Raw genomic sequence first — 25,449 nt, 5'->3', positions numbered from 1 at the left:
GCTCGAGGTGGCGATGATCGACCTGACGAGCCTCGGCGGCTGGACGGTGCTGACGCTGGTGACGGTGGTCACGCTCACCTATCTCGTCATCTCCGGCCGGCGCGGCTCGGCCGCGCTGGTGGCGGCCTCGATCGTCGGCGGCACGTTGCTCAGCGTCGTGCTGAAGATCGGCTTCGCCCGGCCGCGGCCCGACCTCGTCGACCACCTCGTCAACGTCGCCTCCGCGAGCTTTCCGAGCGGCCACGCCATGCTGTCGGCGGCCACCTACCTGACGCTCGGCGTGATGCTCGCCCGCACCGAGAGCCGGCGCAGCGTGCGCGGCTTCATCTTCGGGGTCGCGGCGCTGCTGACGCTCTCGATCGGCGTCAGCCGGGTCTATCTCGGCGTGCACTACCCGACCGACGTGCTGGCCGGCTGGTGCCTCGGCGCCTGCTGGGCCCTGATCTGCTGGACGGTCGCCCGACGGCTGAGGCCGAAGGGCGACGCGCCAGAGCAGGGATGAATGCGGCCCATGCGGCAGGATCGGCTTGATCGTCGCCGCGCGGATGGTACACCGCCCGCGGCGTGAGCTTTCGTGCGCCGCCTGTTCCATAGATCGCGTGGCGCATGCTTCTCGGCGTCGGTTTCAAGCTTCTCTCCGCATTCCTGTTCACGGTGATGGCGGCCTTCATCCGGGCGATCGGGACCGATGTCCCGACGAGCCAGGTGGTGTTCGCGCGCTCGTTCTTCGCGCTCGCGCCGCTGCTCATCTGGCTGGTCTGGCGCGGCGGGGCGCTGGAGGCGCTCAAGACCGAGCGGCCGGTCGGACATCTCCTGCGCGGCGTGATCGGCGTCGGCTCCATGTTCTGCCTGTTCGCGGCGCTGGCGCGGCTTCCGCTGCCGGACGCGACCGCGCTCGGCTACGCCTCGCCGCTGATCACCGTGGTGTTCGCGGCCGTGCTGCTGCGGGAGACGATCCATATCCATCGCTGGACGGCGGTCGGCGTCGGCCTGCTCGGCGTGCTGGTCATGCTGTGGCCGCAGCTCGCCTCGGGCGCTCTCGCAGGAGCGCTGACCGGCTCGCCGGACGTGGACGAGACCGCCGTGGGCGCGGCCTTCGCGCTCGCCGCGACGGTGCTGACGGCCGCCGCCATGATCCAGATCCGCCGCTTGACGCAGACCGAGGGCACCGGCGCCATCGTGTTCTACTTCTCGCTCTGGTCCGCGCTGATGGGGCTCGCGGCGGCTCCGCTGCAGGGCTGGGTGTGGCCGGACCTCGAAACCGCGCTGCTGCTGCTTGGCACCGGCCTCGTCGGCGGCGTCGCGCAGATCTGCCTGACGCAGAGCTACCAGCACGCCGACGCCTCGCTGATCGCGCCGTTCGAATACAGCACCATCCTGTGGGCGCTCGCGATCGGCTTTCTCGCCTTCGGCGACCTGCCGACGCTGTGGACGCTCGCGGGCGGCGCCGTTGTGGTAGCGTCGAGCGTCGCGGTGGTGCTGCGCGAGCGCCGTCTTGGCGTGAAGCGCGCCCGCGTGCGCAAGGCGAGCCCGCCCCCGCCGGCCGCCTGAGTCCCCTTTATGGCGTAGGCCCGCTCCGCTATGAGCCATGGGATCGGGGGGGGGGGCCTTGGAGCGGAGGGGCGCAGGCGATGGGAGCGACGGAGCTGGTGTTCGCGGCGCTCGCGTCGGTGATCGCGCTCTACGTGCTGCTGGTGAACCGCAAGCGGCAGCGCTACGTCGGCTCGACCACCTTCGACGCGCCGCTGGACAAGGTGTGGCGGCTGCACGACATCCGGCCGGGTCAGGCGGACTGGGTGCCGATGGTGCAGTCCTGCGTCTGGGTGTCGGAAGCGGATCAGGACATGCTCGTGGCCTATTCCAACGGAGCCGAGCTGCGCAGCCGCGTCCTGAAGGCCGAACCGGGCGCCTATCTGATGTCTGAGGTCCGCATCCGGCCCGCCCACAGCGCGCCGTTCGGCGACCGCATCCTGCAGGAAGTCTGGCTGAGCGCGCTCGGCTCGGACCGCACGCAGGTCCGGTCCGAGCTGAGGGTGGAGCGCGCGCCGGGAGGCAACCTCGCCACCCGGCTGAGCTACCCCTGGATGCTGTGGTTCGGCTGGCGGCTGATGCGCCGGCGCCTCGAACAGGAAGGCGGCGCGCCGCGCGGCGTCCGGCCACGCGCGGTCGGCGCGCTCTGGCAGGTCGCGCTCGTCGCCGCCACGCTCGCCTCCTTCGGCTGGCTGATGGGCTTCTGGGTCGGCGTCGGTCTGCTGTTCACCCTGGTCGCGCATGAGTACGGGCATGTCTGGGCCATGCGGCGCCACGGGCATGAGACCGCGCGGTTCTACCTCGTGCCGTTCTTCGGCGGCGTCGCGATCGGCTCGCGCATGTTCCGCTCCGAGGCGGAGGCCGCTGAGATCTTCCTGATGGGGCCGGTGTTCGGCCTCGCCGCGAGCGCTGTCGTTCTGACGCCCTACGCCCTCATGGGCGATCCGTTCTGGGCCTCGCTCGCCGGCTTCCTCGCGATCGTGAACGGGTTGAACCTCGCGCCGATCCCGCCGCTCGACGGCGGACGGGTGGTCCAGTCGCTGCTGCGGCCGTTCGGCGACAAGGTGTGGTACGCCGCCTCCGGACTGCTTCTGCTGGCGGGCGCGGCGCTCGCCGCCTGGTATCGGCTCGCGGGCCTGCTGTTCGTGGTCGCGCTCGGCGTGTGGGCGTGGTGGGGCGCGGCCGGGCCGAACCGCGCGACGCGCCCGCTCGCGCTCGGCGGCGGCGTCGCGGTGTTCGTGGCCTATCTCGTCCTGATCGGGCTCCACGTCGTCTTCGCGCTCTGGGCGTTCCAGCTCGACGGTCCGGGCGGCGCTCTGGAGGATGGACCGAGTTTCGCGACGGAGTCGGACACGGTCTGGATTCCGCCCGTGGTCCCTAACAGCTTCCGAGGACAGGACGCATGACGACGCCGATCGCGCTGACCATCGCGGGCTCCGACTCATCCGGAGGGGCGGGCGTCCAGGCCGACCTCAAGACCTTCTCGGCGCTCGGCGTCTACGGCGCGTCGGCGCTGGTCGCGCTCACCGCCCAGAACACCCGCGGCGTGACCGCGATCCACGACGTGCCGCCGGAGATGATCACCGCCCAGATCGACGCCGTGATGGACGATCTCGACGTGCGGGCGGTCAAGATCGGCATGGTCTCCACAAGCGTCTCGATCGAGGCGGTCGCGGGCGCGCTCGTCCGCCACGGCGCGCCGAAGGTGGTGGTCGATCCCGTCATGGTGGCGGCGTCAGGGGCGCGGCTGCTCGCGGCCGACGCGGTCGCAACGCTCAGGTCGCGGCTCGCGCCGCTCGCGAAGCTGCTGACGCCGAACCTGCCGGAAGCGGCGGTGCTGCTCGACGGGCCAGTGGCGCGCGACGAGCGCGACATGGCGGAGCAGGCGAGGGCGCTGAAGGCCCACGGCGTCCGCGCCGTGCTGGTGAAGGGCGGCCACGGCGAGGGCGCCGAGAGCGTCGACATCCTTGTCGGTGAGGACGGCGAGGTGACTCGCTTCGCCGCGCCCCGCCACGCCACCCGCAACACGCACGGCACCGGCTGCACCCTGTCGTCGGCGATCGCGGCCGGCCTCGCGAAGGGGCTCCCGCTCAAGGACGCGGTGGCCGCCGCCAAGACCTACCTGACCGCCGCGGTGAACGCGGCTGATCGGCTCGACGTCGGGAGCGGCCACGGCCCGGTCCACCATTTCCATGCTTGGTGGCCCGACGAACGCCGCTGACGGGCCGGATTGCGCGCCGCTGCGTCGCAGCATACATCTCGTTTGTCAGGCCGAACGATCGTTCGGCGAGTCAAACGGATGTTTCACGCATGGCCCCGCGGGTTCGCGCAGAGATCGAAAACGGCGCGCTGATCGTCTCCGGCCAGCTCGGCAAGACCATCCAGCGGCTGCGCAAGGCCTACAATCTGTCGCTGTCCGAACTGGCGGAGCAGTCTGGCGTCGCCAAGTCGATCATCAGCCAGATCGAGCGCAACGAGACCAACCCCACGCTCGCCACCATCTGGCGGCTGAGCCAGGCGCTCGACGTTTCGATCGAGCGCGTGCTGGCCGCGGGCGAGGACGCGCCGTTCATCGAGAAGCTGTCGCGCGCTGACACGCCGGCGCTGGTCTCCGACGACGGCAAGGTCCGGCTCGCGATCATCGGCTGGATCAAGACCGTCGAGTGGCTGCAGTGGTACGACCTGACCGCGGAGCCCGGCGGAGCGCTCGAATCCGACGCCCACCAGCGCGGCTCGATCGAATGCCTGTCGGTGCTGTCGGGAGAGGCCGAGATCGAGGTCGCCGGCCATGTGGAGCGCGTGCGCGCGGGCGAGACGCTGCGCTACCGGTGCGATCGCCCACACGTGATCCGCAACGCCGGCCCGGACCCGCTGCGCGCCACCATGGTGTGCATCATGAAGGCTGCCGTGATGGCCTGAACGGCCGCGCCGGGCGCCCCCTTGCGCGCCGCGGCGGAGCGTGACACGCTACTTTAGTCCATTCAGACGACTGCGGGAGAGCCCAGGCCGATCGATTGAGGTCAGCCATGGCGCCGACGGAGCAACCGCCCCCGGAAACTCTCAGGCACATTACCGCATCGTTGGACGATCTGGAGAGAGGCGCCCTTGAGGCGTCCACCGAAGGAGAAACCCCGGACCTTCCGTAAGGAGGGCGCGGGGGAAACTCTCAGGTAACCGCGACAGATGGGGGCCGGTCGGCGTCAGCCTCAGGGCGACGCCGGGCGTAACCCTGTCGCGGAGCTACCTTATGAGCGCATCGCCCGCTTTTGGCGGAACATCGGCCGCGGCCGACCTTCCAAACTCCTCTCCCGACCCCGACGGCGCTCTGCGGCGCACGCCGCTGCACGCGCTGCACCTGCGCCTCGGCGCGCGGATGACGCCGTTCGCCGGCTACGAGATGCCGCTCCAGTACCCCGCCGGCGTGCTGAAGGAGCATCTGCACGCGCGCGCGGCGGCGGGACTGTTCGACGTGTCCCACATGGGCCAGATCGCGCTGTCGCCGCGCCCCGGCTCCACGATCGACGACGTGGCGCGGGCGCTCGAGGCGGCCATTCCGACCGACGCGCTCGGGCTGAAGCCCGGACGCCAGCGCTACGGGCTGCTCACCGCGGACGACGGCGGCATCCTGGACGACCTTATGGTCGCCCGCTTCGACCACCGGTTCGTGCTCGTGGTCAACGCCGCCAACAAGGCCGCAGACGAGGCGCGCCTGCGGGCGACGCTGCCGGACATGGTCGAGATCGAAGCGTCGCCGCGGGCGCTGCTCGCGCTGCAGGGGCCGGCGGCGGAAACCGCGCTCGGGCGCCTCGCGCCCGGGGTCGCCGCGATGCGCTTCATGGACGTGGCGGAGCTCGACCTGCTCGGCGCGCGCTGCCTCGTGTCCCGGTCGGGCTACACCGGCGAGGACGGCTTCGAGATTTCCACGCCGGAGGATCGGGCCGAGGAGATCGCCGAGGCGCTGCTCGCCGACGAGGCGGTGCTGCCCGTCGGGCTCGCGGCGCGAGACAGCCTGCGGCTGGAGGCGGGGCTGTGCCTGCACGGCGCCGACATCGGCCCGGACGTTGATCCGGCCGAGGCCGCGCTGGTCTGGTCGATCCCGCCGGTCCGGCGCGCGGGCGGGGCGAGGGCGGGCGGTTTTCCCGGCGCGGAGCAGGTGCTGCGCGCGATCGGGCAGGGGCCGGCGCGCCTGCGCGTCGGCCTCCGTCCGGAAGGGCGGCAGCCGGTGCGGACTGGCGCCGCGCTGTTCGCCGACGAGGCCGGGGGCGAGCCGATCGGCGTCGTCACCTCCGGCGGCTTCGGCCCGAGCGTCGGCGCGCCCGTCGCGATGGCCTATGCGCCCTCTGGCTGCGCCACCCCCGGCGCCCGCCTGTTCGCGGAGGTCCGCGGCCAGCGCGTTCCCGTCATCGTCGTCCCGCTGCCCTTCGTTCCCGCCCGCTTCAAGCGCGGCTGAGCCCCTCTGTCGACAAGGATGCGTCCCATGAAGCGTTTCACCGAAGACCACGAATGGCTCGCCCTCGACGGCGACGTCGCGACCGTGGGCATTACGAGCTTCGCCGCCGAGCAGCTCGGCGACCTCGTGTTCGTCGAGCTGCCCAAGGTCGGCGCCGCGCTGAAGAAGGCGGAGGCCGCGGCGGTCGTGGAGTCCGTGAAGGCGGCCTCCGACGTCTACGCCCCGGTCGACGGCGAGGTGACCGAGGTCAACGACGCCGTGGTCGCCGACCCGACCGTCATCAGCGCCGATCCGGAAGGGGCGGGCTGGCTCTACCGCATCCGGCTCGCAGACCCGGCCGCTTTTGAGTCCCTGATGGACGAGGCGGCCTACGCCGCGCTCGCGAAGTGACCGCCATGTCCGACGCTCCGCGGAACGCCGACCGGCGCTACGACCCTTACGACTTCGCCAACCGCCGGCACATCGGCCCCACCCCGGCCGAGATCGCGGAGATGCTCGAGGCGGTCGGCGCACGCTCGCTCGACGCCCTGATGGACGAGACGCTTCCGGCCGACATCCGCGCGGCCGCGCCGCTCGACTTCGGCAAGCCCTTCAGCGAGCGCCGCGTCATCGAGCGCATGCGCGAGGTCGCGAACCGCAACCGCCCGCTCGCCTCGATGATCGGGCAGGGCTACTACGGCACGACGATGCCGCCGGCGATCCAGAGGAACATCTTCGAGAATCCGGCCTGGTACACCGCCTATTCGCCCTACCAGCCCGAGATCAGCCAGGGCCGGCTCGAGGCGCTGCTGAACTTCCAGACGCTGGTCTGCGATCTCACCGGGCTCGACGTCGCCAACGCCTCCCTGCTCGACGAGGCGACCGCGGCGGCCGAGGCGATGGCCATGGCGAAGCGGATCGCGGGCGGCGACCGCGCGGCGTTCTTCGTCGACCGGGATTGCCTGCCGCAGACCATCGCAGTGCTGAAGACCCGCGCCGAGCCGCTCGGCTGGACGGTGGTCGTCGGCGACCCATTCGCCGATCTCGACCCCGAGGCCGTGTTCGGGGCGCTGTTCCAGTATCCGGGCGTCGACGGCGCGATCCACGACCTCTCCGGTCCCATGGCCGCGCTCAAGGCCGCCGGCGCGATCGCCGTCGTCGCGGCCGATCCGCTGGCGCTGACCCTGCTCACGCCGCCCGGCGAGATGGGCGCCGACATCGCCATCGGCTCCATGCAGCGCTACGGCGTGCCGATGGGCTTCGGCGGCCCGCACGCCGCCTACATGGCGACGCGCGACGCCCACAAGCGCCTGTTGCCGGGCCGCATCGTCGGCGTGTCGGTGGACGCGAAGGGCCGTCCGGCCTACCGCCTCGCGCTCCAGACCCGCGAGCAGCACATCCGCCGCGAGAAGGCGACCTCGAACATCTGCACCAGCCAGGTGCTGCTCGCGGTGATCGCCTCCATGTACGCCGTGTTCCACGGGCCGGAGGGGCTGAACGGCATCGCGGCCCGCGTCCACCGCGACGCCGTCCGGCTCGCGGAGGGGCTGGAGGCGGCGGGCTTCGAGGTCGAGCCGAAGACGTTCTTCGACACCATCACCGTGAAGGTCGGCACCTTCCAGGAGCTGATCCTGACCCGCGCTGTCGAGAACGGCGTGAACCTGCGCAAGGTCGGCTCCGACCGCATCGGCATGAGCGTCGACGAACGCACGCGCGAGCACGTCATCGAGGCGGCGTGGCGGGCGTTCGGGATCGACCGCAAGGTCGACCTGGACTCCTGGCCGGAAAGCCGGCTGCCGGAGGCGCTGCTCCGCCGCTCGGCGTTCCTGACCCATCCGATCTTCCACATGAACCGGGCCGAGAGCGAGATGACGCGCTACATGCGCCGCCTCGCCGACCGCGACCTCGCGCTCGACCGGGCGATGATCCCGCTCGGCTCTTGCACCATGAAGCTGAACGCCACCGCCGAGATGCTGCCGATCTCGTGGCCGGAGTTCGCCGACATGCACCCCCACGCGCCGGCCGACCAGGCGCAGGGCTACGCCGAACTGATCGGCGACCTGTCGCGAAAGCTCTGCGACATCACCGGCTACGACGCCATCTCGATGCAGCCGAACTCCGGCGCGCAGGGCGAATACGCTGGGCTGCTCGCGATCCGGCGCTACCACCTGTCGCGCGGCGACGGCCGGCGCGACGTCTGCCTGATTCCGTCCTCGGCGCACGGCACCAACCCAGCCTCCGCGCAGATGTGCGGCATGACGGTGGTCGTGGTCGGCGCGCAGGCGAACGGCGATATCGATGTAGAGGATTTCCGCCGTAAGGCGGAGACTTACGCCGATCGGCTCGCAGCCTGCATGATCACCTATCCCTCGACCCACGGCGTGTTCGAGGCGCGGGTCCGCGAGATCTGCGACATCGTCCACCGCCATGGCGGCCAAGTCTATCTCGACGGCGCCAACATGAACGCGCTGGTCGGCCTCGCCCGGCCGGGCGACGTCGGCGCCGACGTCAGCCATCTCAACCTGCACAAGACCTTCTGCATCCCGCACGGCGGCGGCGGCCCCGGCATGGGGCCGATCGGCGTCAAGGCGCACCTGATCCCCTTCCTGCCAGGCCGGCCGGAGGCGGGCGAGGAGGGCGCGGTGTCGGCGGCCGCCTTCGGCTCGGCGTCGATCCTGCCGATCTCATGGAGCTACTGCCTGATGATGGGCGGCCGCGGCCTGACCGAGGCGACCCGCGTCGCGATCCTCAACGCCAACTACATCGCGGCGCGTCTCGGCGGGGCCTATCCGATCCTCTATTCGGGGACCGGCGGGCGGGTGGCCCACGAGTGCATCGTCGACGTCCGCCCGTTCCAGAAGAGCGCCGGCGTGACCGTGGACGACGTCGCCAAGCGGCTGATCGACTGCGGATTCCATCCGCCGACCATGAGCTGGCCGGTCGCCGGCACGCTGATGATCGAGCCGACCGAATCCGAGACCAAGGCCGAGATCGACCGCTTCTGCGACGCCATGCTCGGCATCCGCGAGGAGATCCGCGCGATCGAGGAGGGGCGGAGCGACCGGGCGAACAACCCGCTCAAGAACGCGCCGCACACGGTGCAGGACCTGATCGGCCCGTGGGAGCGTCCCTACGGACGCGAGGCCGCCTGCTTTCCCGCAGGCTCGCGCGGCATGGACAAGTACTGGCCGCCGGTGAACCGCGTCGACAACGCCTATGGCGACCGCAACCTGATGTGCTCCTGCCCGCCGCCGGAAGCCTACGCCGCGGCGGCGGAGTAGGCCTCCGAGTTCTCTCCGTTCGGGCTGGAACGTCTTGGTCCGGCGGACCATCCATGCCCGGTCAGTCTGGAGGACGACGCGCGGGCAGGGCGGCGCTCCTCCGCTCTGATCAACCGGACGCCGCCGGGATCAGCCCGGATAGGAGACGACCGTCTGGCGCTGTTCGCCGAGGCGGTCGATCCCGAGGGTCACCACGTCGCCGGCCTTCAGGTACTGCGGCGGCTTCATGCCCATGCCGACGCCGGGCGGGGTGCCGGTCGTCACCACGTCGCCGGGATCGAGCACCATGAAGGAGCTGATGTAGGAGACGAGGTGGGCGATGTTGAAGATCATCGTCGCGGTCGAGCCGGTCTGGCGGCGCTCGCCGTTCACGTCGAGCCACATGCCGAGATCGTCCACGTCCGGGATCTCGTCCAGCGTCACCAGCCAGGGGCCGAGCGGACCGAAGGTCGGGCTGCCCTTGCCCTTCATCCACTGGCCGCCGCGCTCGATCTGGAAATGCCGCTCGGAGACGTCGTTGCAGATGCAGACGCCGGCGACATGGCCGAGCGCGTCCGCCGGCGCCACATGCTCGGCGCGGTCGCCGATGACGAAGGCGATCTCGACCTCCCAGTCCACCTTCTTGTGGTGCTTCGGAAGGATGATGTCGTCGTTCGGGCCGACGATGCAGTTCGGCGCCTTGCTGAACAGGATCGGCTCCGAAGGGATTTCGAGGCCCGCCTCGCGGGCGTGATCCTCGAAGTTGAGCCCGACCGCTACGAAATGCCCGACGTGCCCGACGCAGGCGCCGATGCGTGCGTCCGCCGGCGCGAGCGGAAGGCTTTCGGGATCGATCGCCCTCAGCCGCGCGAGGCCGGCCGCGGTCAGCGTCGCGCCCGAGATGTCGTCGACTACGCCGCCGAGGTCCCGTATCGCGCCGGCGCCGTCGAGCAGGCCGGGCCGCTCCCCGCCTGCGGGTCCGAATCGCACGAGCCTCATCTGGTCACTCCTCAGGTTTCGGCGCCGCTCCGCCGGGTCCGGAAAGCACGGGTAGCGCGGCGGGGCGCGGTTTGGCGACCCCCGCCGCGCAGTCCGTGTGACGCCGCCGACACGCATGCGGCGAAACCGCGTCTGAGGGACGGCGAAATCACGAAGGTATGGTTGTACGTCGATCACTGAGCAAGCAGGCTTCGTCGAAGCGCCGCCGACGACAGGTGGCGAGCAACGACCGGTCCTTCCGTAGGGTCGGCTGTCATCCGGGTGGAAAAAACAGCATGTCCCAGTCGACCATCGTCAGACGCCGTTCCGTTCTGCTAGCGGCGACGGCGGCCGTCGCGTGCGCGGCCGGCCCCGCCTTCGCCGGGGCCTTCGCCCTGCGCGAACAAAGCACCGTCGGGCAGGGCATGTCCTTCGCCGGCATGGCCGCCGGCGGCGGCGATTCGATCTCAGGCATGTTCTGGAACCCCGCGGTGGTGAACCAGGTCGTCCATTTCCAGGGCGAGCAGCACGTCAGCGGCGTGTTCCCGACGTCGGATGTCGATGTCAGCCAGAGCACAAAGGACACCATTGGTCGGTTCACCGGCGGGCTCGGCGAAACCGGGAACGGCGGAAACATCGGACAGGGCGCGCTGCTCGCCGCGGGCTACAACGCCTACCGGCTAACCGACCGGATCGCGGTCGGCCTCTCGGTCAACACGCCCTTCGGCCTCGTCACAGACCCGCGCAACAACTGGGCCGGCCAGTACCTCGCCCGCTCCTCCAAGGTGCTCTCGGTCAACGCCACGCCGACGGTCGGCTACATCGTCAACGACTGGCTGTCGGTCGGCGTCGGCGTCCAGGTGCAGTATTTCGACATCAAGCTCAGGCAGGCGACGCCGGTGCCGGGCGGCCTGCCGGGGGCGGCGCTGCCGTTCCTGCCGGGCGCGGCCTCGACCAAGCTGTCGGGCGACGACATCGGCTTCGGCTTCACCGCCGGCGCCATCCTGAAGCCGGTCGAGGGCACCGAGATCGGCGTCGGCTATCGCTCCCGCGTCAGCCACAACCTGAAGGGCAAGCTGCGGGCGGAGATTCCGCCGGCCGCCGGCGGCGGCGTGGCCACCCAGCGGATCAAGGCCGACATCGGCCTCCCGGACAGCGCCACCATCGGCCTGCGCCAGCGCGTCACCGACCAGTTCACCTTCCTCGCCGGCTTCGAGTGGACGAACTGGAGCAAGTTCAAGAGCTTCGACGTCAAGGCCCGCAACGGCGGCGGCTTGGTGACGGAGCTTCCGTTCAACTACAACGACGGCTACTTCGCCTCGATCGGCGGCGAATACGCCTACAACGAAGAGCTGACGCTGCGCGCCGGCGTCGCCTACGAGTGGTCGCCGATCAACAACAAGAACCGCACCGTCCGGCTGCCGGACGACGACCGCTGGTGGCTCTCCGCCGGCGCGAGCTACGCCTACAGCGACCGCCTCGGCTTCGACCTCGGCTACTCCTACGTGTTCGTGCCGGGCAAGTCGAAGATCAACGAGGAGTTCCCGGCCGGGATCCCGGTGGTCATTCCGGGCGTCGCCGACGGCTTCAACGCCAAGTCGGAATCGGACGTGCACATCGTCTCGGCGGCCGTCCGCTACAAGTTCGGCGGCGACGCGGCCCCGGCGCTCGTCACCAAGTACTAAGCTCACGGCGGGGGGCGTGACGGCGGGGCCGGTCTCGGGGGAGGCCGGCCCCGCTGCTTTTTCCGGCGCTTCGAAGCGTCAGAACGCGGCGGGGAAACCGCCGCCGTCGATCAGCAGGTTCTGGCCGGTGATGTAGCCGGCCTGCGCCGAGCAGAGGAACGCGCAGGCCTGGCCGAACTCCGCCGGCGAGCCGAAGCGCTTCGACGGATTGCCCTGCCGCCGCTCCTCGGCGACCTCCTCAGGCGTGATTCCGCGCAGTTTCGCCTCCGCGGGAAAGCCTCCGCGCAGGCGGTCGGTGTCGAACATGCCCGGCAGGATCGCGTTGATGGTGACGTTGCGGTGCGCGACCGTGCGCGCCACCCCCGCGAGGAAGGCCGTCAGGCCGGCGCGCGCCCCGCTCGACAGGTCCAGCCCGACGATCGGCGCCTTCACCGAGGCCGAGGTGATGTTGACGATGCGGCCGAAGCCGCGCTCCGCCATGCCGTCGATCACCTGCTGGATCAGCTCGATCGGCGTCACCATGTTGGCGACCACGCCCTTCAGCATGGCGTCCCGGTCGATCTCGCGGAAATCCCTCCGGGGCGGCCCGGCGTTGTTGTTGACCAGGATGTCGGGGGTCGGCGCGGCCGCGAGCAGGGCGGCTTGGCCCTCCGGCGTCGCCACGTCGCCGACGACCGCGATCACCTCGGCCCCGGTCGTCTCGCGGATCTCCGCCGCCGTCCGCTCCAGCCGCTCGGCGTCGCGGCCGTTGATGACCACGCGGCAGCCTTCGGCCGCGAGCGCCTCCGCGCAGGCGCGGCCAAGCCCCTTGCTCGAGGCGCAGACGACGGCGGTGCGGCCTGAAATTCCAAGATCCATGCGAAAGGCTCCCTGACGCGCCCTGCCGCGGATGGCCGGGCCCGGCCTCGCGGCCGTGAGCGGCATTTAAACCGATGCGGCGGCGTCGCAACCGGCGTTTACGCCGTCGGCGGACATCCGGACGGCGCCCTGCGCGAGATCCGACTTGTCGATGGCGTAGCGCGTCAGAAACGGAGCGCTCGCGCCGCCGAGCCGGTAATAGTTGTGGTGGACGTAGAACAGCACGTGATCGCCCTCGTCGATCACGCCGTTGACGGGGTGATGGCTGTTCTTCGGGTCGCCCAGTTCGTTGCGCCAAGGCGTCGAGGGAAACAGGTCGTCGATCGCCGACCAGTCGCGGCCGTCCCGTGACGACAGCACGCGTATGCTGCAGTAGTCGGCGGTGAAGAACGGGAAGAAGCCGATCAGCCGGTCGTCGACGCGGGACACCGCGGGATAATAGTAGTCACCCGGCGGGAGGCCGGCGTCGTCGATGCGGACAGGCTCGAAGCGGCCGAAGAGCAGCGGACCGTCGGTCTCCCGCGTCGGTTCGGACACGGCGAACTGGACCCTGCGGACGCCGCGCTCGGGGTTCGCCCGCAGGAACAGCGCGCGGCGCCCGGTCCCGTCGAGCGGGACGCAGCTCAGATGGCCGTCGAACTCCGATTCCTTGCCCCAGAGCACGGTCGCGTCGACGAAGCCGTCATGGCTCGGTGTGACGATCAGCGGTCCGTCCTTCATCAGGCCGTGGCGGGGCATGTCGAACTGGTGCAGCCCGTCGGCGTGCGGGAACGCGCCGCCCGGATGGAACTGTCCGCCGATCGCGCGCACGCGGCCGCCGTCCTCGAAGACGTAGAGGTTGTGGCAGGCGTAGCTCGCCGACAGGATTTCGCGAGCCTTCCCGAAGGTCACGCCGTCGACGCTCTTGCGGTGGAGCGTGAAGGAGTGCGAGCCGCCGCCACCACGATAGTAGAGGTGGTGGACGCCGCGGCTTCTCATCAGGCTGAAATAGGCGGCCTTGCCTCGGAGGGGCACGTTCGTCCGGGCGGCGTCCCGCAGCCGAATGCGGCCGGACAGCGAGGGTGGGCAATCGGTCGTGATCATGCCGCCGGCGTCATGGAGGGGCGCCCCTCGTTCTCCGGAGAAAAGGGTCGCGAACGAGGCGCAGTATGTGGGCGGCGGCGAACGGTGTCGACGCGCGGCGCCGGGGCGGTCTCAGGCGGATGGTCGCAGAGCCGGCGGCATATGAAAACGCCCCGGACCAGGGCCGGGGCGTTCCTTAGGAGTGTGTCTGAGAGGCCGCGATCAGTAGCGCGCGCCGCGCTCCCGCATGAAGCGCTCGAACTCCTCACGCTGGCGCGCGTCGTCCTGCCCGCCGCGCTCGGCGCGCAGATGCGCCTCGAAGGCGGCGGTGGTCTCGTCGAGCCTGGCGCGCTCCTCGTTGAGCCGGCGAAGCTCCGCCTCGCGCCAGGCGTCGAAGGCGGCGTTGCCGGTCGCGGTCCTGCGGCCGAAGCCGCCGCCGAACTCGCCCCGCACGTTGCGGCCGAAATCCTCGGCGGCGCGGCGGGCGTTGGCGAAGGGACCGCCCGCCTTCAGTGGATTCGCTGGGCTCTTCGCCCAGGCGGCGATCCGCTCGCCCCACACGACATAGACCACCATCGCGAGGCCGAGCGGCCAGAATACGATGAAGCCGATCGCGGTCAGCGCGATGGTCAGCGCCGTCCAGCGATGGGGCACGCCCGGAATCACGGCGGCGGCCGCATCGTCGGCGTAGGGGTTCGAAGTCATCTCAGCGGTCTCCTGGAGCGACGGGCCGGCGGAGCGGGGGAGCCCGCCGGGGGTATTCTGCTGACGTTTGAGGTGGAGATCGACCGTTTCGCGTTCAAGGGCGCCGGCGCGGGTCCGCTGGAAACCCGGCGGCGCGACGCCATGTCCGGATGACGCCGCGGCTCCGGGTCATGCGCGTCATACGCGTGAGACGAATCCCGCTTATGCCGCTGTAGAAGCGATGACGCGGAGGGTCGACTTTGTCCGATCATGATGAAACCCGCAGGTTTCGCGCGCTTTTCATCTCCGACGTCCATCTCGGAACGAAAGGTTGCCAGGCGGACCTGCTGCTGGACTTCCTGCGCGTCCACGACGCCGACACGATCTATCTCGTCGGCGACATCGTCGACGGCTGGCGGCTGAAGCAGAGCTGGTACTGGCCGCAGTCCCACAACGACGTCGTGCAGAAGCTGCTGCGCAAGGCGCGCAAGGGCGCCCGGATCCTCTACCTGCCGGGCAATCACGACGAGTTCCTGCGCAGCTACTACGGCTCGCATTTCGGCGGCATCGAGGTGGTCGAGACCGCGGTCCACGAAAGCGCCGACGGCAAGCGCTACCTCGTGATCCACGGCGATTTCTTCGACGTGGTGGTGCGGCACGCGCGCTGGCTCGCGCTGCTGGGCGACTGGGCCTACGAGACCGCTCTGATGGTCAACACCCACGTCAACCACGTGCGGCGGCGTCTGGGCTTTCCCTACTGGTCGCTGTCGGCCTGGGCCAAGCTCAAGGTCAAGAACGCGGTCAACTTCATCGGCCAGTTCGAGGAGACGCTGTCGGCGGAAGCGCGCAAGCAGGAGGTGGACGGGGTCATCTGCGGCCACATCCACCACGCCGTGATCCGCGACATGGGCGGCGTCGCCTATGTGAACACGGGAGATTGGGTTGAAAGCTGCACGGCCGTCGCGGAAAACTACGATGGCCGGCTCGAGCTGATCCGGTGGGCGGACGCCGTGCGCGCCGGACGGCAGGCCTCCCCGAGCGCGGAGCCCGCCTCCGTGGGCGTGCGGGCCGCCGCATGAGACCGCGCTGGAAAGGCGCGGTCATCGCGCTGGGAAGGCATATGCGTGTTCTCGTCGTCACCGACGCGTGGCGTCCTCAAGTCAACGGCGTGGTGCGGACCATCGAGCATCTGATGGAGCACGCGCCGTCCTTCGGGGTCGAGATCGAGCTGCTGGCGCCCGACCGTTTTCGCACCCTGCCGATGCCGACCTATCCCGAGATCAGGCTGTCGCTCGCGCGCGCCGGCGCGGTCGCCAAGATGATCGACGCGTCCAACGCCGACCATGTCCACGTCTCGACGGAAGGGCCGCTCGGGCTCGCGGCGCGCCGCGCCTGCATCCGGCAGGGGCGCCCGTTCACGACCAGCTACCACACCCGGTTCCCCGAATATCTGCGCCGCCGCGCGCCGATTCCGGAGCGCTGGACCTATGCGGGGCTGCGGCGCTTCCATAACGCCGGCGCCGGAATCATGGTCGCGACGCCCTCGCTCCGGAAGGAGCTCGCGGAGCGCGGCTTCCTGCGGCTGATGCACTGGAGCCGCGGCGTCGACGCGGACCGCTTCAGGCCCGATCCGACCGCGCGCGCCTTCGATCATCTGCCCAAGCCGATCTTCCTCTATGTGGGCCGCATCGCTCCGGAGAAGAACGTGGAGGGCTTCCTGTCGCTCGACCTGCCGGGGACGAAGGTGGTGGTGGGCGACGGCCCCCAGCGCGCGGAGCTGGAGGCGTCCTTTCCGGACGCGCATTTCACCGGCACGCTCGAAGGCGAGGGGCTGGCCAAGGCCTACGCCTCGTCCGACGTGTTCGTGTTCCCGAGCCGGACCGACACGTTCGGGATCGTCGTGCTGGAGGCGCTGGCCTCGGGCGTCCCGGTCGCGGCGTTTCCGGTGACCGGCCCGGTCGACATTCTTGAAGGCAGCGGCGCGGGCGTGCTCGACGCCGACCTGCGGAAGGCGGCGATCGCCGCCCTCGACGTGCCTCGGGAGAAGGCGCGCGCGCTGGCGCTGAGCCATGGCTGGCGCGAGGCGACCAAGATGTTCGTCGACAACATCCGCCAGGTGATCGCCGAGACGACGCCCGACCGGGCGGCCTGAGCCGCACGCGCTCTTTTCCGCTCAGGCGAACAGCAGCGCTTTCTCTGCGTCCGTCAGGCTGTCGAGCAGCGGTTCGACGCGGGGCTCAGGCTTCGCAGGCGCAGGCTCGAGAGCGCGGCGCGCTGGCGCATGCCCGGCGCCCGCCGGCTTCGAAGGCGCCCGCAGCATGGGAGCCGGGACGGCGGCGGGAAGCGGAGCCCGCGCGGTCAGGTCGTCAAGCGCCGCCTCGACCGCCGAGCGCTCGGCGACCAGGGTCGGCGCCTCGTCGATCGGCGGCGTGACCTCCAGCCGTTCGATCGCGAGCCGCTGCTCGAACGTCGTCGGCCTCTGCGCCGCAAGCCGCGGCGCGGCGACCGCCACGGGCGCCGGCTGTCCGCCGGTCGCGCGCAGGCCGTCGACGACGATCCGCTCCAGCGCGGCGAGCCGGGCGAGCGCGAGCTCGACCCGGCGCTCCGGCGGCTTCGGCGCGGTCAGCGCGGCGCGGACGGCGCCCGCGGCTTCGGCCAGCCCGTCGAGCGGCGGGGAGGGCGCGGCGTCGGACAAGCCTTGCGCCGCCGGAACAGCCTGCGCCGGCGCGGCGGTGACGCGCTTCTCCAGCGCCTCGAGCGCATGAAGGATCTGGGCGGTGTCGGCGGCGCGGTTGCGGCGGGCGAACTCGCTCAGGAACCAGCGCCCGCGCTCCGTCTCCATCACGGCGGACGCGATCGCCTCGTAGTCTTCGAGCGAGAGCTGGGGAGGCGAGGACATGAAATCCCGGACGGCGCGCGGTTCGCGCCGTGACCGCCGCGGCGGACGAGACGCTTCGCCTCAAACTACGTGCGAATCGCGGGCGATGACAGAGGCTTGAGCGCCGCCCGCCGGATCATCCCCAGAGCGCGGGCGAGGGCGGCGACATCGTGCTGCCGTCATAGACGATGCCGTGCTCCCGGTCGCGCGCGAGCAGCAGCGGCCCGTCGAGGTCGACCACCGCCGCGCCTTGCGCCACCAGCGTCGCCGGCGCCATGGCGAGCGAGGAGGCCAGCATGCAGCCGACCATGACGACGAGCCCGGCGGCGCGGGACTCCTCCGCCAGCAGCAGCGCCTCGGTCAGGCCGCCGGTCTTGTCGAGCTTGATGTTGATCGCGTCGTAGCGCCCGATCAGGGCCTTGAGGCTCGTGCGGTCATGGGCGCTCTCGTCGGCGCAGACCGGAATCGGACGAGCGATCCGCCCAAGCGCGGCGTCGTCCGCTGCGGGCAGGGGCTGCTCCACCAGCGTCACGCGGGCCTCGGCGCAGGCGGCGAGGTTGCGGGCGAGCGCCGCGCCGGTCCAGCCCTCGTTGGCGTCGACGATCAGCTCGGAGTCCGGCGCGCCGGCGCGCACGGCCGCGATGCGCGCCGGATCGAGCTCGTCGGCCCCGCCGAGCTTGACCTTGAGCAGCGGCCGGGACGCGGCCTTCGCCGCCGCCGCGCGCATCGCTTCCGGCGCGCCGAGGCTGAGCGTGTAGGCGGTGACGAGCGGCTCCGGCTCCGGAAGGCCCGCGAGCGCCGCGACGGTGACGCCGCGGCGCTTCGCCTCGAGGTCCCAGAGCGCGCAGTCGAGCGCGTTGCGCGCGGCGCCGGCGTGGAGCGCGCCCTGCAGCGCGGCGCGGTCGAGCCCGTCCGCGACCGCGCCGGCGAGCCGGTCGATCTCGGCCTTCACGCCCTCCGGCGTCTCGTCATAGCGCGCATAGGGCCGGCATTCGCCGCGGCCGCGGTGCGGGCCGTCGACGATCTCGGCGACCACGGTGACGACCTCCGTCACCGAGCCGCGCGCGATGGTGAAGGCGCCGGCGATCGGCCAGCGCTCGATCCGTGCGGTCAGGACCGGCGGCATGGGATTTCGTCGGCGGTCGCGTTCACGAAAACTCCGCCACGAGGCGGTCGACGATCGGGCCGACGCCGAAGCGCACCGGGTCGCTCGCCGGCAGGCCGTGGGCGGCCACGGTCCGGTCGAGCTCCGCCCGTGCGGCGGCCTCGTCCAGCGCGGCGGTGTTGACCGCGATCCCGACGCAGCGGATCGTCGGATTGGTCAGCCGGCCGCTGGCGACCGTCGCCTCGATCACCTGGCCGATGGTGGGCAGCGGCGTCGCGACGCCACGCATCGTCGTGCGGGTCGGCTCGTGGCAGACCACGAAGGCGTCGGGCTGGGAGCCGTGCAACAGGCCGAGCGTCACGCCCGCGAAGGAGGGATGGAACAGCGAGCCCTGGCCCTCGACCACGTCCCAGTGGGCGGGATCGGCGGCGGGCGTCAGCCACTCCGCCGCCCCCGAGATGAAGTCCGCCACCACCGCGTCGACCGCGACGCCGCGGCCGGCGATCAGCACGCCGGTCTGGCCGGTGGCGCGGAAGTCGGCGTCGAGCCCGCGGGCGCGCATCTCGGCCTCGAGCGCCAGCGCCGCGTATTTCTTGCCGACGGAACAGTCGGTGCCGACGGTGAGCAGGCGCAGGCCGGGCCGCTTCGAGCCCTTGCCGGTCGCGAACTTTTCGCGAGAGTGGCGGACGTCGTGCAGCAGGCGGCCGTTCGCCTTCGCGGCCTCGGCGATCCGCGGCGTGTCGGCGAGACGGCCGTGCAGCCCGCTCGCCACGTCGAGCCCCGATTCGAGCGCCAGCACGATCTGGTCCAGCCAGTGCTCCGGCAGCACGCCGCCCGCGTTCACGACGCCGATCACGAGGGTCTTCGCGCCCCGCGCCACGGCTTCCGCAACGTCGGTCTCGGGCAGGCCCACATCCGCCTTGCAGCCGGGGAGCCGCAGCTGGCCGACGCACCAGTCGCGCCGCCAGTCGACCACGCCGGCCGCCGTCTTGGCGGCCAGAGCGTCGGGAGCGTCCCCCAAAAACAACAGGTAGGGCTTCGCGATCTCCAATACCCGCTCCTCTCGTCGCCGTCGCTCGACAGCCGCTCGTGAGCCTGAGTAATACGGGCGAGGGGGGTGGCGCGGCAAGGCGCACACCAGAGGAGCCTCCGGCAATCCAAGTGCAGGACGCAGCCAAGGCCGACCTCACAGTCGAAACCTTCGATGAAGGTCTCGTGCTGACGCCGCTTGGTCCGTGGACAGCCGAGACCGGCGAAGCTCTGTCGGAGCGCATCGACCGTCTCGACATATCGGGCGCGCGCGGCAAGACCGTCGCCCTCGATCTGTCGCGCCTCGACCGTCTCGACACCGTGGGCGCCATCCTGCTCGGCCGGCTGCGCGCCGCGGGCGAGGCGGCCGGCGCCCGGGCCGAGACCCACGGCGCGAAGCCGCAGCACGAACGCCTGCTCCAGGCGCTCGACGAGCGCGGCAAGAACGAGCCGCCTGCGAAGCGCCGCGAGAATCCCCTGTTCGCCCTGCTCGCCAATTTCGGCGACGCCATCTTCAGCATCCGCGACGACATCGCGATGGGCCTCGCCTTCCTCGGCGCGGTGGTGATGGCGACCGCGCGGCTGCTGATCGCGCCCTGGCGCTTCCGCTACACCTCGACCGTGGTGCATCTCGAGCGCGTCGGCCTGCATGCGGTGCCGATCATCGCGCTGATCTCGTTCCTCGTGGGCGCGATCGTCGCCCAGCAGTCGATCTTCCAGCTCAAGAACTTCGGCGCGACCCTGTTCGTGGTCGACCTGCTCGGCATCCTCGTGCTGCGCGAGCTCGGCGTGCTGCTGACCGCCATCATGGTGGCGGGCCGGTCGGGCTCCGCCTTCACCGCCGAGATCGGCTCCATGAAGATGCGCGAGGAGATCGACGCCCTGAAGACCATGGGCCTCGACCCGATCGAGATCCTCGCCATGCCGCGCCTCGTGGCGCTGGTGATCGCGCTGCCGCTGCTGGCGTTCATCGCCTCGATGGCCGCGCTGCTCGGCGGCGGCCTGGTCGCCTGGGTCTATGGCGACATCACGCCGGTCACCTTCCTGCAGCGGCTGAAGGACGCCATCACCTTCCAGACCTTCATGGTCGGCATCGTGAAGGCGCCCTTCATGGCGGTCGTGATCGGTTTGATCGCCTGCACGGAAGGCGCGAAAGTGGAGGGGTCGGCCGAATCCCTCGGAGCCCGCACCACCTCGTCGGTGGTGAAGGCGATCTTCATCGTGATCGTGCTCGACGGCATTTTCGCGATGCTGTTCGCGTCGATGGGGATCTGACGATGGCCGGTAGCCCAGCCGCCAAGCCGCTGATGTCGGACGACGGCCACGAGCTCGTCATCCGCGTGCGCGACCTCGTCGTGGGGTTCGGCGACCGCAACGTCATCGACGGCTTCGACCTCGACGTGCGCAAGGGCGAGATCCTCGGCGTCGTCGGCCCGTCCGGCGCCGGCAAGTCGGTGACGCTGCGCGCCATCATCGGGCTGCTGCCGAAGCGCTCCGGCACCGTGGAGGTCCTCGGCGTCGACCTCGACGAGGCCGGCCCGCGCGAGCGGCTCGCCGTGGAGCGGCGCTGGGGGGTGCTGTTCCAGCAGGGCGCGCTGTTCTCGTCGCAGACCGTGCTGCAGAACATCCAGATGCCGCTGCGCGAACACACCTCGCTCGGCCCCAAACTGCTCGACGAGATCGCGCGGCTGAAGATCGATCTGGTCGGGCTCAAGCCCGAAGCCGCCGAGCGTTACCCGTCCGAGCTGTCGGGCGGCATGATCAAGCGCGCCGCGCTCGCCCGCGCGCTCGCTCTCGATCCCGACATCGTGTTCCTCGACGAGCCGACCGCGGGCCTCGACCCGATCGGCGCCGCCGATTTCGACAAGCTGATCATGACGCTGAAGGATTCGCTCGGCCTGACCGTCTACATGGTGACCCACGACCTCGACAGCCTGACCACCGCCTGCGACCGCATCGCCGCGCTCAAGGGCGGCAAGGCGCTGGCGGTTGGTCCGATGTCGGAGATGGTCCGTAACGACGATCCGTGGATGCAGCAGTATTTTCGTGGCGAACGCGCCCGCGCCGCGGGCATCGGCGCGACGGCGGCCTGAGCCGCGCGGAAGGAGAACGCGACCCTCATGGAAACCCGCGCCAACCATGCTCTCGTCGGCGGCTTCACCCTCCTGGTGCTCGTCTGCGCCGCGGCTTTCATCTGGTGGTTCACGGAGGCCGGCCAGCAGCGCGCGCGGGCGATCTACCGTGTGCAGTTCCAGGGCGCGGTCTCGGGCCTGACCCCCGGCTCCGGCGTGCTGTTCAATGGCATCCGCGTCGGCGACGTCACCAACCTCAATTTCGATCCGCAGGACCCCGCCAAGGTGGTAGCCCGCATCGAGGTCTTCCCCAACACGCCGATCCGTCGCGACACGCGGGCGCGGCTCGAGATCACCGGCCTCACCGGCGGCTCGGTGGTGCAGCTCACCGGCGGCTCGCAGACCGCGGAATCCTTCCCGCTCGTCACGACCGAGGAGGGCGATCCCAACAACGCCCCGGTGATCGTGGCCGAGCCTTCCGCGTTCCAGGACATTCTCGAGGGCGCCCGCACGGTGCTCGAGAAGGCGCAGATCACCTTCACCGACATTCAGGGTCTCGTCGGCAACAGCCGCGGCTCGGTCGAGCGCTCGCTGCAGAACGTGGAGCAGTTCACCGCCGCGCTCGCCGCGAACTCCGACGACCTCAAGTCCTTCATGCAGAACACCGGCATCGCCGCGCGCCAGATCGGCACGCTGGCCGAGAACCTGGTGCCGCTGACGACGGACGTGCAGAACCTCGTGCGCGCGGTCGACGTCAAGAAGGTCGACGCCACCATGAGCAACGTCGTCGCCTTCTCGCAGGCGCTGAAGGACGGCGCCCCGCAGGTGCAGAAGGCGCTCGGCGACGTGGCGGCGCTGACCGAGCAGCTCCGCGCCTCGGGCGGCCGCGTCGACGGCATTCTGGCCGGCGTTCAGACCATGATCGCCTCGATCGACTCGACCAAGGTGTCGGCCTCCGTCGACCGCTTCGCCGCCATCCTCGACTCGATCGACCCGGCCAAGGTGACCAACACGCTGAACTCGGTCGAGAGCGCGGCGCGCAACGCCGACCGGACGATCGCGGCGATCGATCCCGAGAAGATCAACCGCGCGGTCGACGGCTTCACGGGCCTCGCGACCTCGATCGACGGTCAGACCATCAACCGCACCGTCGCGAGCGCCGACCGCATCCTCTCCGCGATCGACGGCGAGAAGGTGCGCGCCACGGTCGACAATGTGGGAGCCTTCGCCGCGGCGCTCGGGCGCAACGCCCAGACCGTGGATCAGATCGTCGCCGACGCCAAGCAGATCTCCGGGCGCCTGACCGGCACCGCCGACCGGCTGGACGCGGTGATCGCCGACGCCCAGCGCGTCATCGGCTCCGACCAGACGCAAGGGGCGATCGCGGACTTCCAGAAGACCAGCGAGGCGATCCGCATCCTCGCCGAGCGCCTCGACGGCCGCACCGCCGACATCACGTCGAGCATCAACAAGCTGTCGAGCTCCGGCGTGCGCGACCTGCAGGGCTTCGCGGCCGACGGCCGGCGCACGCTCGGCGAGCTGGAGCGCACGCTCCGGAGCCTGGAGCGCAACCCGCGCCAGTTCCTGTTCGGCGGCGGCGGAAACGGCGTGCCGGAGTACCGTGGACGATGATGCGCGCCGCAGCTCAAGACAGCGTGGAGAAAGCCTTGGCCCGTTCGTCCCTCAGGACCGCCGCCGCCCGTATGGCGCTCGTCGCCGCGCTCGGGCTCACCCTATCGGGCTGCGCGGGCCTGCTCGCGGGGTCGCCGGACGCGACCTACGACCTGACGGCGCCGTCCGACCTGCCGCGCGGCGGCGGCCAGCGCGGCGTGCTGGTGGTGGCCGAGCCTGTGGCGGTGGCGGTGATCGACGGCCAGCGCATCGTCGTGAAGCCCAATGAGGGGCAGGTCACCTACCTGCCGAAGTCGCAATGGTCCGACCGTCTGCCGAAGCTCCTGCAGGCGCGGATCATCGAATCCTACGAGAACGCCGCCCGGCTCAGGAGCGTGGGCCGTCCGGGCGACCGTCTCGCCCCGGACTTCCAGCTCGTGACCGAGCTGCGCGCCTTCGAGATCCGCGCCGCGACCGGTGAGGCGGTGGTGGAGCTGACCGCCAAGATCATCAACGACAAGACCGGCAAGATCGTCGCCGGCGAGGTGTTCGTCGCCCGCCAGCCGCTCGCAGGCGCGGTCGACGGCCCGACCGCGACACGCGCGCTCGACCAGGCGCTGCGCCGGGTGCTGACGGGGCTCGTGAGCTGGACCGGCCAGCAGCTCTGACCGGGCGGCCGGGCCGGACGCGCGCTCACGCAGGCCTGATCGCGCGCCGCTTGCCGCCGGGCTGACGCGCGCCACCCTCCGGGAAACCTCGGAGGAGAGCCCCATGAACGTCGCCGCCCGCGTCGCCGTCGTCTTCACGATCGTCGCGACCCCCGCGCTCGCCCACCACGGCTGGTCGAGCTACGATTCCAACAAGACGATCACGATCGAAGGCGCGGTCCTGAGTTCGTCCTACGGCAATCCCCACGGCGACCTCACGCTGGAGCACGACGGCGCGAAATGGGAGGTGGTGCTGGCGCCGCCGTCGCGCATGAACGCGCGCGGCCTTGCCGAGGCCGACATCGCGCCGGGCAAGACCGTCAAGGTCGAAGGCTACCCCAGCTCGCGCGGCCGGCCCGAGCTGCGCGCCGAGCGCATCACCGCCGGCGGCAAGACGGTGGAGCTGCGTTAAGGCGTCTCGACCGATGGAGCCGATCGCCGACCCGCCGCTGTGGGCGGCGGCGCTCGAAGCCTCCCGCGTCGGCGTGGCGATGCGGCAGTCCGCGGTCGCCTATCCGCTCGCGAACCTCGTCCATCTGCTCGGCCTCGTGCTGCTGGTCGGGCCGATCCTGCTGCTGGACCTGCGCCTGCTCGGGCTCGGCCGAGCGGTCGCGGTCGACGACGCGGCGCGGCTGCTGACGCCGTTCGCAGGCGTCGGGCTGGCGCTTCTGGTCGTCAGCGGGCCGCTGCTGTTCGCGGCCGACGCCCGTGCGCTGTCCTCGAACCCCATGATGCTCTGGAAGCTCGCCGGCGCGGCGCTCGGGCTCGCCAACGCGTTTGCGTTCCGCGCGCTCTGGCGGTCGCGCTACCCCGTCTGGGACCAGGGGCCCCCGCTCGGGGCCCGCGCGCAGGCGCTCGGGTCGATCGGGCTCTGGCTCGGCGTCGCCGCGCTCGGCCGGCTGATCGCCTACGTCTGAAGGGCGCAAGGCGCGCCAAACGCGCGAAGGCCCCGGAGCCTGAGCTCCGGGGCCTTCGTTTCCGTCGGGCCGATGATCCGCGTCAGCGCGGGTCGAACTTGCCGGCCGCGTGCGAGAGCATGGTGTAGACCTTGCCGGTCTCCGAGGTGAGGTAGGTGTTGGTCAGCATGCCGTCGCGGTCGTCCTCGGCGATCTCGGCCAGCAGGCGCTCGAACTCCGTGACGTAGCGGTCGACCGTGCCGCGGAACTCCGGCTCGCTGCCGTACTTGCGCCGGATCTCCTCGAAGGTCTGCTGGCCCTGCAGCGTGTAGAGCCGGCGCGTGAACACGTTGCGCTCGCCGCGGCGGTAGCGGTCCCAGAGGTCCGCGACGGCCTGATGGTCGATCATCCGGGCGATGTCCACCGACAGGCTGTCGAGCGACTCGATCGCGTGCAGCGGCGAGCGCTGCGGCGCGGCCGGGGCGGCCGGCTTGCGGGCGGCGGGCGCCGCCGGCTCGTCGTCGCGCGAGGCGCGGGCGAGCAGGCCGGAGATCCAGCTTCCGTTGTCGTCGGCCGCGGCCGGCTTGGCCGGGGCCGGCTTCGGCGCGGCCGCGGTCGGCTGGGGCCGGGCGGCCTGCGGGGCGGGCTTCGCCACAGGGGCGGCC

At 71.0% G+C, this 25,449-nt stretch carries 24 protein-coding genes, 1 pseudogene and 1 riboswitch; of the genes and pseudogenes, 17 read left to right on the top strand and 8 right to left on the bottom strand.

All coding sequences use genetic code 11. From position 1 onward, the window contains the following. The 8 genes from ACFSCV_RS02790 to gcvP all read left to right on the top strand — a co-directional run. Positions 1 to 502, top strand: a 502-nt coding sequence (locus ACFSCV_RS02790; protein ID WP_378796803.1) for a phosphatase PAP2 family protein, incomplete at its 5' end; no start/stop codon positions are given. A gap of 104 nt (positions 503 to 606) precedes the next feature. Beyond that, complete coding sequence (locus ACFSCV_RS02785) at positions 607 to 1,551, top strand: DMT family transporter (protein WP_378796801.1); 945 nt, start codon at positions 607 to 609, stop codon at positions 1,549 to 1,551. A gap of 80 nt (positions 1,552 to 1,631) precedes the next feature. After that, positions 1,632 to 2,936 carry a metalloprotease gene (locus ACFSCV_RS02780; protein ID WP_378796799.1) on the top strand — a complete coding sequence of 435 codons (1,305 nt, stop codon included), beginning with the start codon at positions 1,632 to 1,634 and terminating at the stop codon, positions 2,934 to 2,936. Further along, complete coding sequence (gene thiD / locus ACFSCV_RS02775; protein WP_378796797.1) at positions 2,933 to 3,751, top strand: bifunctional hydroxymethylpyrimidine kinase/phosphomethylpyrimidine kinase; 819 nt, start codon at positions 2,933 to 2,935, stop codon at positions 3,749 to 3,751. Before ACFSCV_RS02780 ends, thiD begins: the two co-directional genes overlap by 4 nt. Positions 3,752 to 3,840: 89 nt before the next feature. Continuing rightward, positions 3,841 to 4,449, top strand: coding sequence for a helix-turn-helix domain-containing protein (locus tag ACFSCV_RS02770; protein ID WP_378796795.1), 609 nt, complete (start codon positions 3,841 to 3,843; stop codon positions 4,447 to 4,449). Positions 4,450 to 4,609: 160 nt separating this feature from the next. Then, a riboswitch (glycine riboswitch) is annotated at positions 4,610 to 4,723 on the top strand. Between the two features lie 54 nt (positions 4,724 to 4,777). Beyond that, entirely contained in the window at positions 4,778 to 5,980 is a 1,203-nt protein-coding gene (gene gcvT / locus ACFSCV_RS02765; RefSeq protein WP_378796794.1) for a glycine cleavage system aminomethyltransferase GcvT, read from the top strand. A gap of 27 nt (positions 5,981 to 6,007) precedes the next feature. Beyond that, positions 6,008 to 6,370, top strand: a complete 363-nt coding sequence (gene gcvH, locus ACFSCV_RS02760) for a glycine cleavage system protein GcvH (RefSeq protein ID WP_378796792.1) — start codon at positions 6,008 to 6,010, stop codon at positions 6,368 to 6,370. Positions 6,371 to 6,375: 5 nt separating this feature from the next. Further along, positions 6,376 to 9,240 carry an aminomethyl-transferring glycine dehydrogenase gene (gcvP, locus tag ACFSCV_RS02755; RefSeq protein ID WP_378796791.1) on the top strand — a complete coding sequence of 955 codons (2,865 nt, stop codon included), beginning with the start codon at positions 6,376 to 6,378 and terminating at the stop codon, positions 9,238 to 9,240. A gap of 129 nt (positions 9,241 to 9,369) precedes the next feature. Here the strand turns inward: gcvP and ACFSCV_RS02750 are convergent, their stop codons facing one another. Continuing rightward, entirely contained in the window at positions 9,370 to 10,218 is an 849-nt protein-coding gene (locus tag ACFSCV_RS02750; RefSeq protein WP_378796789.1) for a fumarylacetoacetate hydrolase family protein, read from the bottom strand. A 275-nt stretch (positions 10,219 to 10,493) separates the two neighbouring features. Here ACFSCV_RS02750 and ACFSCV_RS02745 point away from each other — a divergent pair, with 275 nt between their 5' ends. Continuing rightward, complete coding sequence (locus ACFSCV_RS02745; protein WP_378796787.1) at positions 10,494 to 11,882, top strand: OmpP1/FadL family transporter; 1,389 nt, start codon at positions 10,494 to 10,496, stop codon at positions 11,880 to 11,882. A 78-nt stretch (positions 11,883 to 11,960) separates the two neighbouring features. Here ACFSCV_RS02745 and ACFSCV_RS02740 read toward each other — a convergent pair whose 3' ends face one another. The 3 genes from ACFSCV_RS02740 to ACFSCV_RS02730 form a co-directional block, all read right to left on the bottom strand. Further along, entirely contained in the window at positions 11,961 to 12,740 is a 780-nt protein-coding gene (locus tag ACFSCV_RS02740) for an SDR family oxidoreductase (protein WP_378796785.1), read from the bottom strand. A gap of 66 nt (positions 12,741 to 12,806) precedes the next feature. Beyond that, a complete protein-coding gene (locus ACFSCV_RS02735) occupies positions 12,807 to 13,823 on the bottom strand; it encodes a hypothetical protein (RefSeq protein WP_378796784.1) in 1,017 nt (338 codons plus the stop codon). Positions 13,824 to 14,024: 201 nt separating this feature from the next. Then, positions 14,025 to 14,507, bottom strand: coding sequence for a DUF2852 domain-containing protein (locus tag ACFSCV_RS02730; protein ID WP_378796782.1), 483 nt, complete (start codon positions 14,505 to 14,507; stop codon positions 14,025 to 14,027). Between the two features lie 239 nt (positions 14,508 to 14,746). Here ACFSCV_RS02730 and ACFSCV_RS02725 point away from each other — a divergent pair, with 239 nt between their 5' ends. Both ACFSCV_RS02725 and ACFSCV_RS02720 read left to right on the top strand, forming a co-directional pair. Beyond that, positions 14,747 to 15,565 (top strand): UDP-2,3-diacylglucosamine diphosphatase, encoded by an 819-nt coding sequence (locus tag ACFSCV_RS02725; RefSeq protein ID WP_378796780.1) that lies wholly within the window; start codon positions 14,747 to 14,749, stop codon positions 15,563 to 15,565. Between the two features lie 41 nt (positions 15,566 to 15,606). Continuing rightward, the gene (locus ACFSCV_RS02720; RefSeq protein ID WP_378796778.1) at positions 15,607 to 16,638 is read left to right on the top strand and encodes a glycosyltransferase family 4 protein; all 1,032 of its coding nucleotides are present in this window, start codon (positions 15,607 to 15,609) and stop codon (positions 16,636 to 16,638) included. Between the two features lie 21 nt (positions 16,639 to 16,659). On the opposite strand, the gene ACFSCV_RS02715 is transcribed toward ACFSCV_RS02720, so the two are convergent. The 3 genes from ACFSCV_RS02715 to dgcN form a co-directional block, all read right to left on the bottom strand. Then, positions 16,660 to 17,385, bottom strand: a complete 726-nt coding sequence (locus ACFSCV_RS02715) for a hypothetical protein (protein WP_378796776.1) — start codon at positions 17,383 to 17,385, stop codon at positions 16,660 to 16,662. Between the two features lie 115 nt (positions 17,386 to 17,500). Continuing rightward, positions 17,501 to 18,490, bottom strand: a complete 990-nt coding sequence (gene dgcA / locus ACFSCV_RS02710) for an N-acetyl-D-Glu racemase DgcA (protein WP_378796774.1) — start codon at positions 18,488 to 18,490, stop codon at positions 17,501 to 17,503. 22 nt (positions 18,491 to 18,512) lie between these two features. After that, positions 18,513 to 19,520 (bottom strand): N-acetyltransferase DgcN, encoded by a 1,008-nt coding sequence (gene dgcN, locus ACFSCV_RS02705; protein WP_378796772.1) that lies wholly within the window; start codon positions 19,518 to 19,520, stop codon positions 18,513 to 18,515. 104 nt (positions 19,521 to 19,624) lie between these two features. Between dgcN and ACFSCV_RS02700 the strand changes: the two genes are divergently transcribed. The 6 genes from ACFSCV_RS02700 (at position 19,625) to ACFSCV_RS02675 (ending at position 24,805) form a co-directional block, all read left to right on the top strand. After that, entirely contained in the window at positions 19,625 to 20,773 is a 1,149-nt protein-coding gene (locus ACFSCV_RS02700) for an MlaE family ABC transporter permease (protein ID WP_378797458.1), read from the top strand. A 2-nt stretch (positions 20,774 to 20,775) separates the two neighbouring features. Then, positions 20,776 to 21,591: an ABC transporter ATP-binding protein gene (locus ACFSCV_RS02695; protein ID WP_378796770.1), complete on the top strand. Its 816-nt coding sequence runs from the start codon at positions 20,776 to 20,778 to the stop codon at positions 21,589 to 21,591. Between the two features lie 27 nt (positions 21,592 to 21,618). Continuing rightward, positions 21,619 to 23,202: an MlaD family protein gene (locus tag ACFSCV_RS02690; protein WP_378796768.1), complete on the top strand. Its 1,584-nt coding sequence runs from the start codon at positions 21,619 to 21,621 to the stop codon at positions 23,200 to 23,202. Positions 23,203 to 23,237: 35 nt separating this feature from the next. After that, positions 23,238 to 23,849 carry an ABC-type transport auxiliary lipoprotein family protein gene (locus ACFSCV_RS02685; protein ID WP_378796766.1) on the top strand — a complete coding sequence of 204 codons (612 nt, stop codon included), beginning with the start codon at positions 23,238 to 23,240 and terminating at the stop codon, positions 23,847 to 23,849. Between the two features lie 103 nt (positions 23,850 to 23,952). Continuing rightward, positions 23,953 to 24,300, top strand: a complete 348-nt coding sequence (locus ACFSCV_RS02680) for a DUF6152 family protein (protein ID WP_378796764.1) — start codon at positions 23,953 to 23,955, stop codon at positions 24,298 to 24,300. 13 nt (positions 24,301 to 24,313) lie between these two features. Further along, on the top strand, positions 24,314 to 24,805 hold the full coding sequence (locus ACFSCV_RS02675; protein WP_378796762.1) for a DUF6644 family protein: 492 nt from the start codon (positions 24,314 to 24,316) through the stop codon (positions 24,803 to 24,805). A gap of 82 nt (positions 24,806 to 24,887) precedes the next feature. On the opposite strand, the pseudogene ACFSCV_RS02670 reads toward ACFSCV_RS02675, so the two are convergent. Then, positions 24,888 to 25,449, bottom strand: a pseudogene (locus ACFSCV_RS02670) (apolipoprotein A-IV repeat region-like domain-containing protein); the annotation flags it as partial.

Origin of the sequence: Methylopila henanensis, assembly GCF_042681025.1 — a bacterium.
In the GTDB taxonomy this organism is placed as follows: domain Bacteria; phylum Pseudomonadota; class Alphaproteobacteria; order Rhizobiales; family Methylopilaceae; genus Methylopila; species Methylopila henanensis.
Note: the sequence above shows the minus strand (reverse complement) of the source record. Positions and strands in the feature narration are given on the sequence as shown.

Bases quoted from the DNA above. Each gene is read 5' to 3' on its own strand.
- ACFSCV_RS02785 (WP_378796801.1), top strand. From the start codon at position 607: ATGCTTCTCGGCGTCGGTTTCAAGCTTCTCTCCGCATTCCTGTTCACG.
- ACFSCV_RS02780 (WP_378796799.1), top strand. From the start codon at position 1,632: ATGGGAGCGACGGAGCTGGTGTTCGCGGCGCTCGCGTCGGTGATCGCG.
- thiD (WP_378796797.1), top strand. From the start codon at position 2,933: ATGACGACGCCGATCGCGCTGACCATCGCGGGCTCCGACTCATCCGGA.
- ACFSCV_RS02770 (WP_378796795.1), top strand. From the start codon at position 3,841: ATGGCCCCGCGGGTTCGCGCAGAGATCGAAAACGGCGCGCTGATCGTC.
- gcvT (WP_378796794.1), top strand. From the start codon at position 4,778: ATGAGCGCATCGCCCGCTTTTGGCGGAACATCGGCCGCGGCCGACCTT.
- gcvH (WP_378796792.1), top strand. From the start codon at position 6,008: ATGAAGCGTTTCACCGAAGACCACGAATGGCTCGCCCTCGACGGCGAC.
- gcvP (WP_378796791.1), top strand. From the start codon at position 6,376: ATGTCCGACGCTCCGCGGAACGCCGACCGGCGCTACGACCCTTACGAC.
- ACFSCV_RS02750 (WP_378796789.1), bottom strand. From the start codon at position 10,218: ATGAGGCTCGTGCGATTCGGACCCGCAGGCGGGGAGCGGCCCGGCCTG.
- ACFSCV_RS02745 (WP_378796787.1), top strand. From the start codon at position 10,494: ATGTCCCAGTCGACCATCGTCAGACGCCGTTCCGTTCTGCTAGCGGCG.
- ACFSCV_RS02740 (WP_378796785.1), bottom strand. From the start codon at position 12,740: ATGGATCTTGGAATTTCAGGCCGCACCGCCGTCGTCTGCGCCTCGAGC.
- ACFSCV_RS02735 (WP_378796784.1), bottom strand. From the start codon at position 13,823: ATGATCACGACCGATTGCCCACCCTCGCTGTCCGGCCGCATTCGGCTG.
- ACFSCV_RS02730 (WP_378796782.1), bottom strand. From the start codon at position 14,507: ATGACTTCGAACCCCTACGCCGACGATGCGGCCGCCGCCGTGATTCCG.
- ACFSCV_RS02720 (WP_378796778.1), top strand. From the start codon at position 15,607: ATGCGTGTTCTCGTCGTCACCGACGCGTGGCGTCCTCAAGTCAACGGC.
- ACFSCV_RS02715 (WP_378796776.1), bottom strand. From the start codon at position 17,385: ATGTCCTCGCCTCCCCAGCTCTCGCTCGAAGACTACGAGGCGATCGCG.
- dgcA (WP_378796774.1), bottom strand. From the start codon at position 18,490: ATGCCGCCGGTCCTGACCGCACGGATCGAGCGCTGGCCGATCGCCGGC.
- ACFSCV_RS02695 (WP_378796770.1), top strand. From the start codon at position 20,776: ATGGCCGGTAGCCCAGCCGCCAAGCCGCTGATGTCGGACGACGGCCAC.
- ACFSCV_RS02690 (WP_378796768.1), top strand. From the start codon at position 21,619: ATGGAAACCCGCGCCAACCATGCTCTCGTCGGCGGCTTCACCCTCCTG.
- ACFSCV_RS02680 (WP_378796764.1), top strand. From the start codon at position 23,953: ATGAACGTCGCCGCCCGCGTCGCCGTCGTCTTCACGATCGTCGCGACC.
- ACFSCV_RS02675 (WP_378796762.1), top strand. From the start codon at position 24,314: ATGGAGCCGATCGCCGACCCGCCGCTGTGGGCGGCGGCGCTCGAAGCC.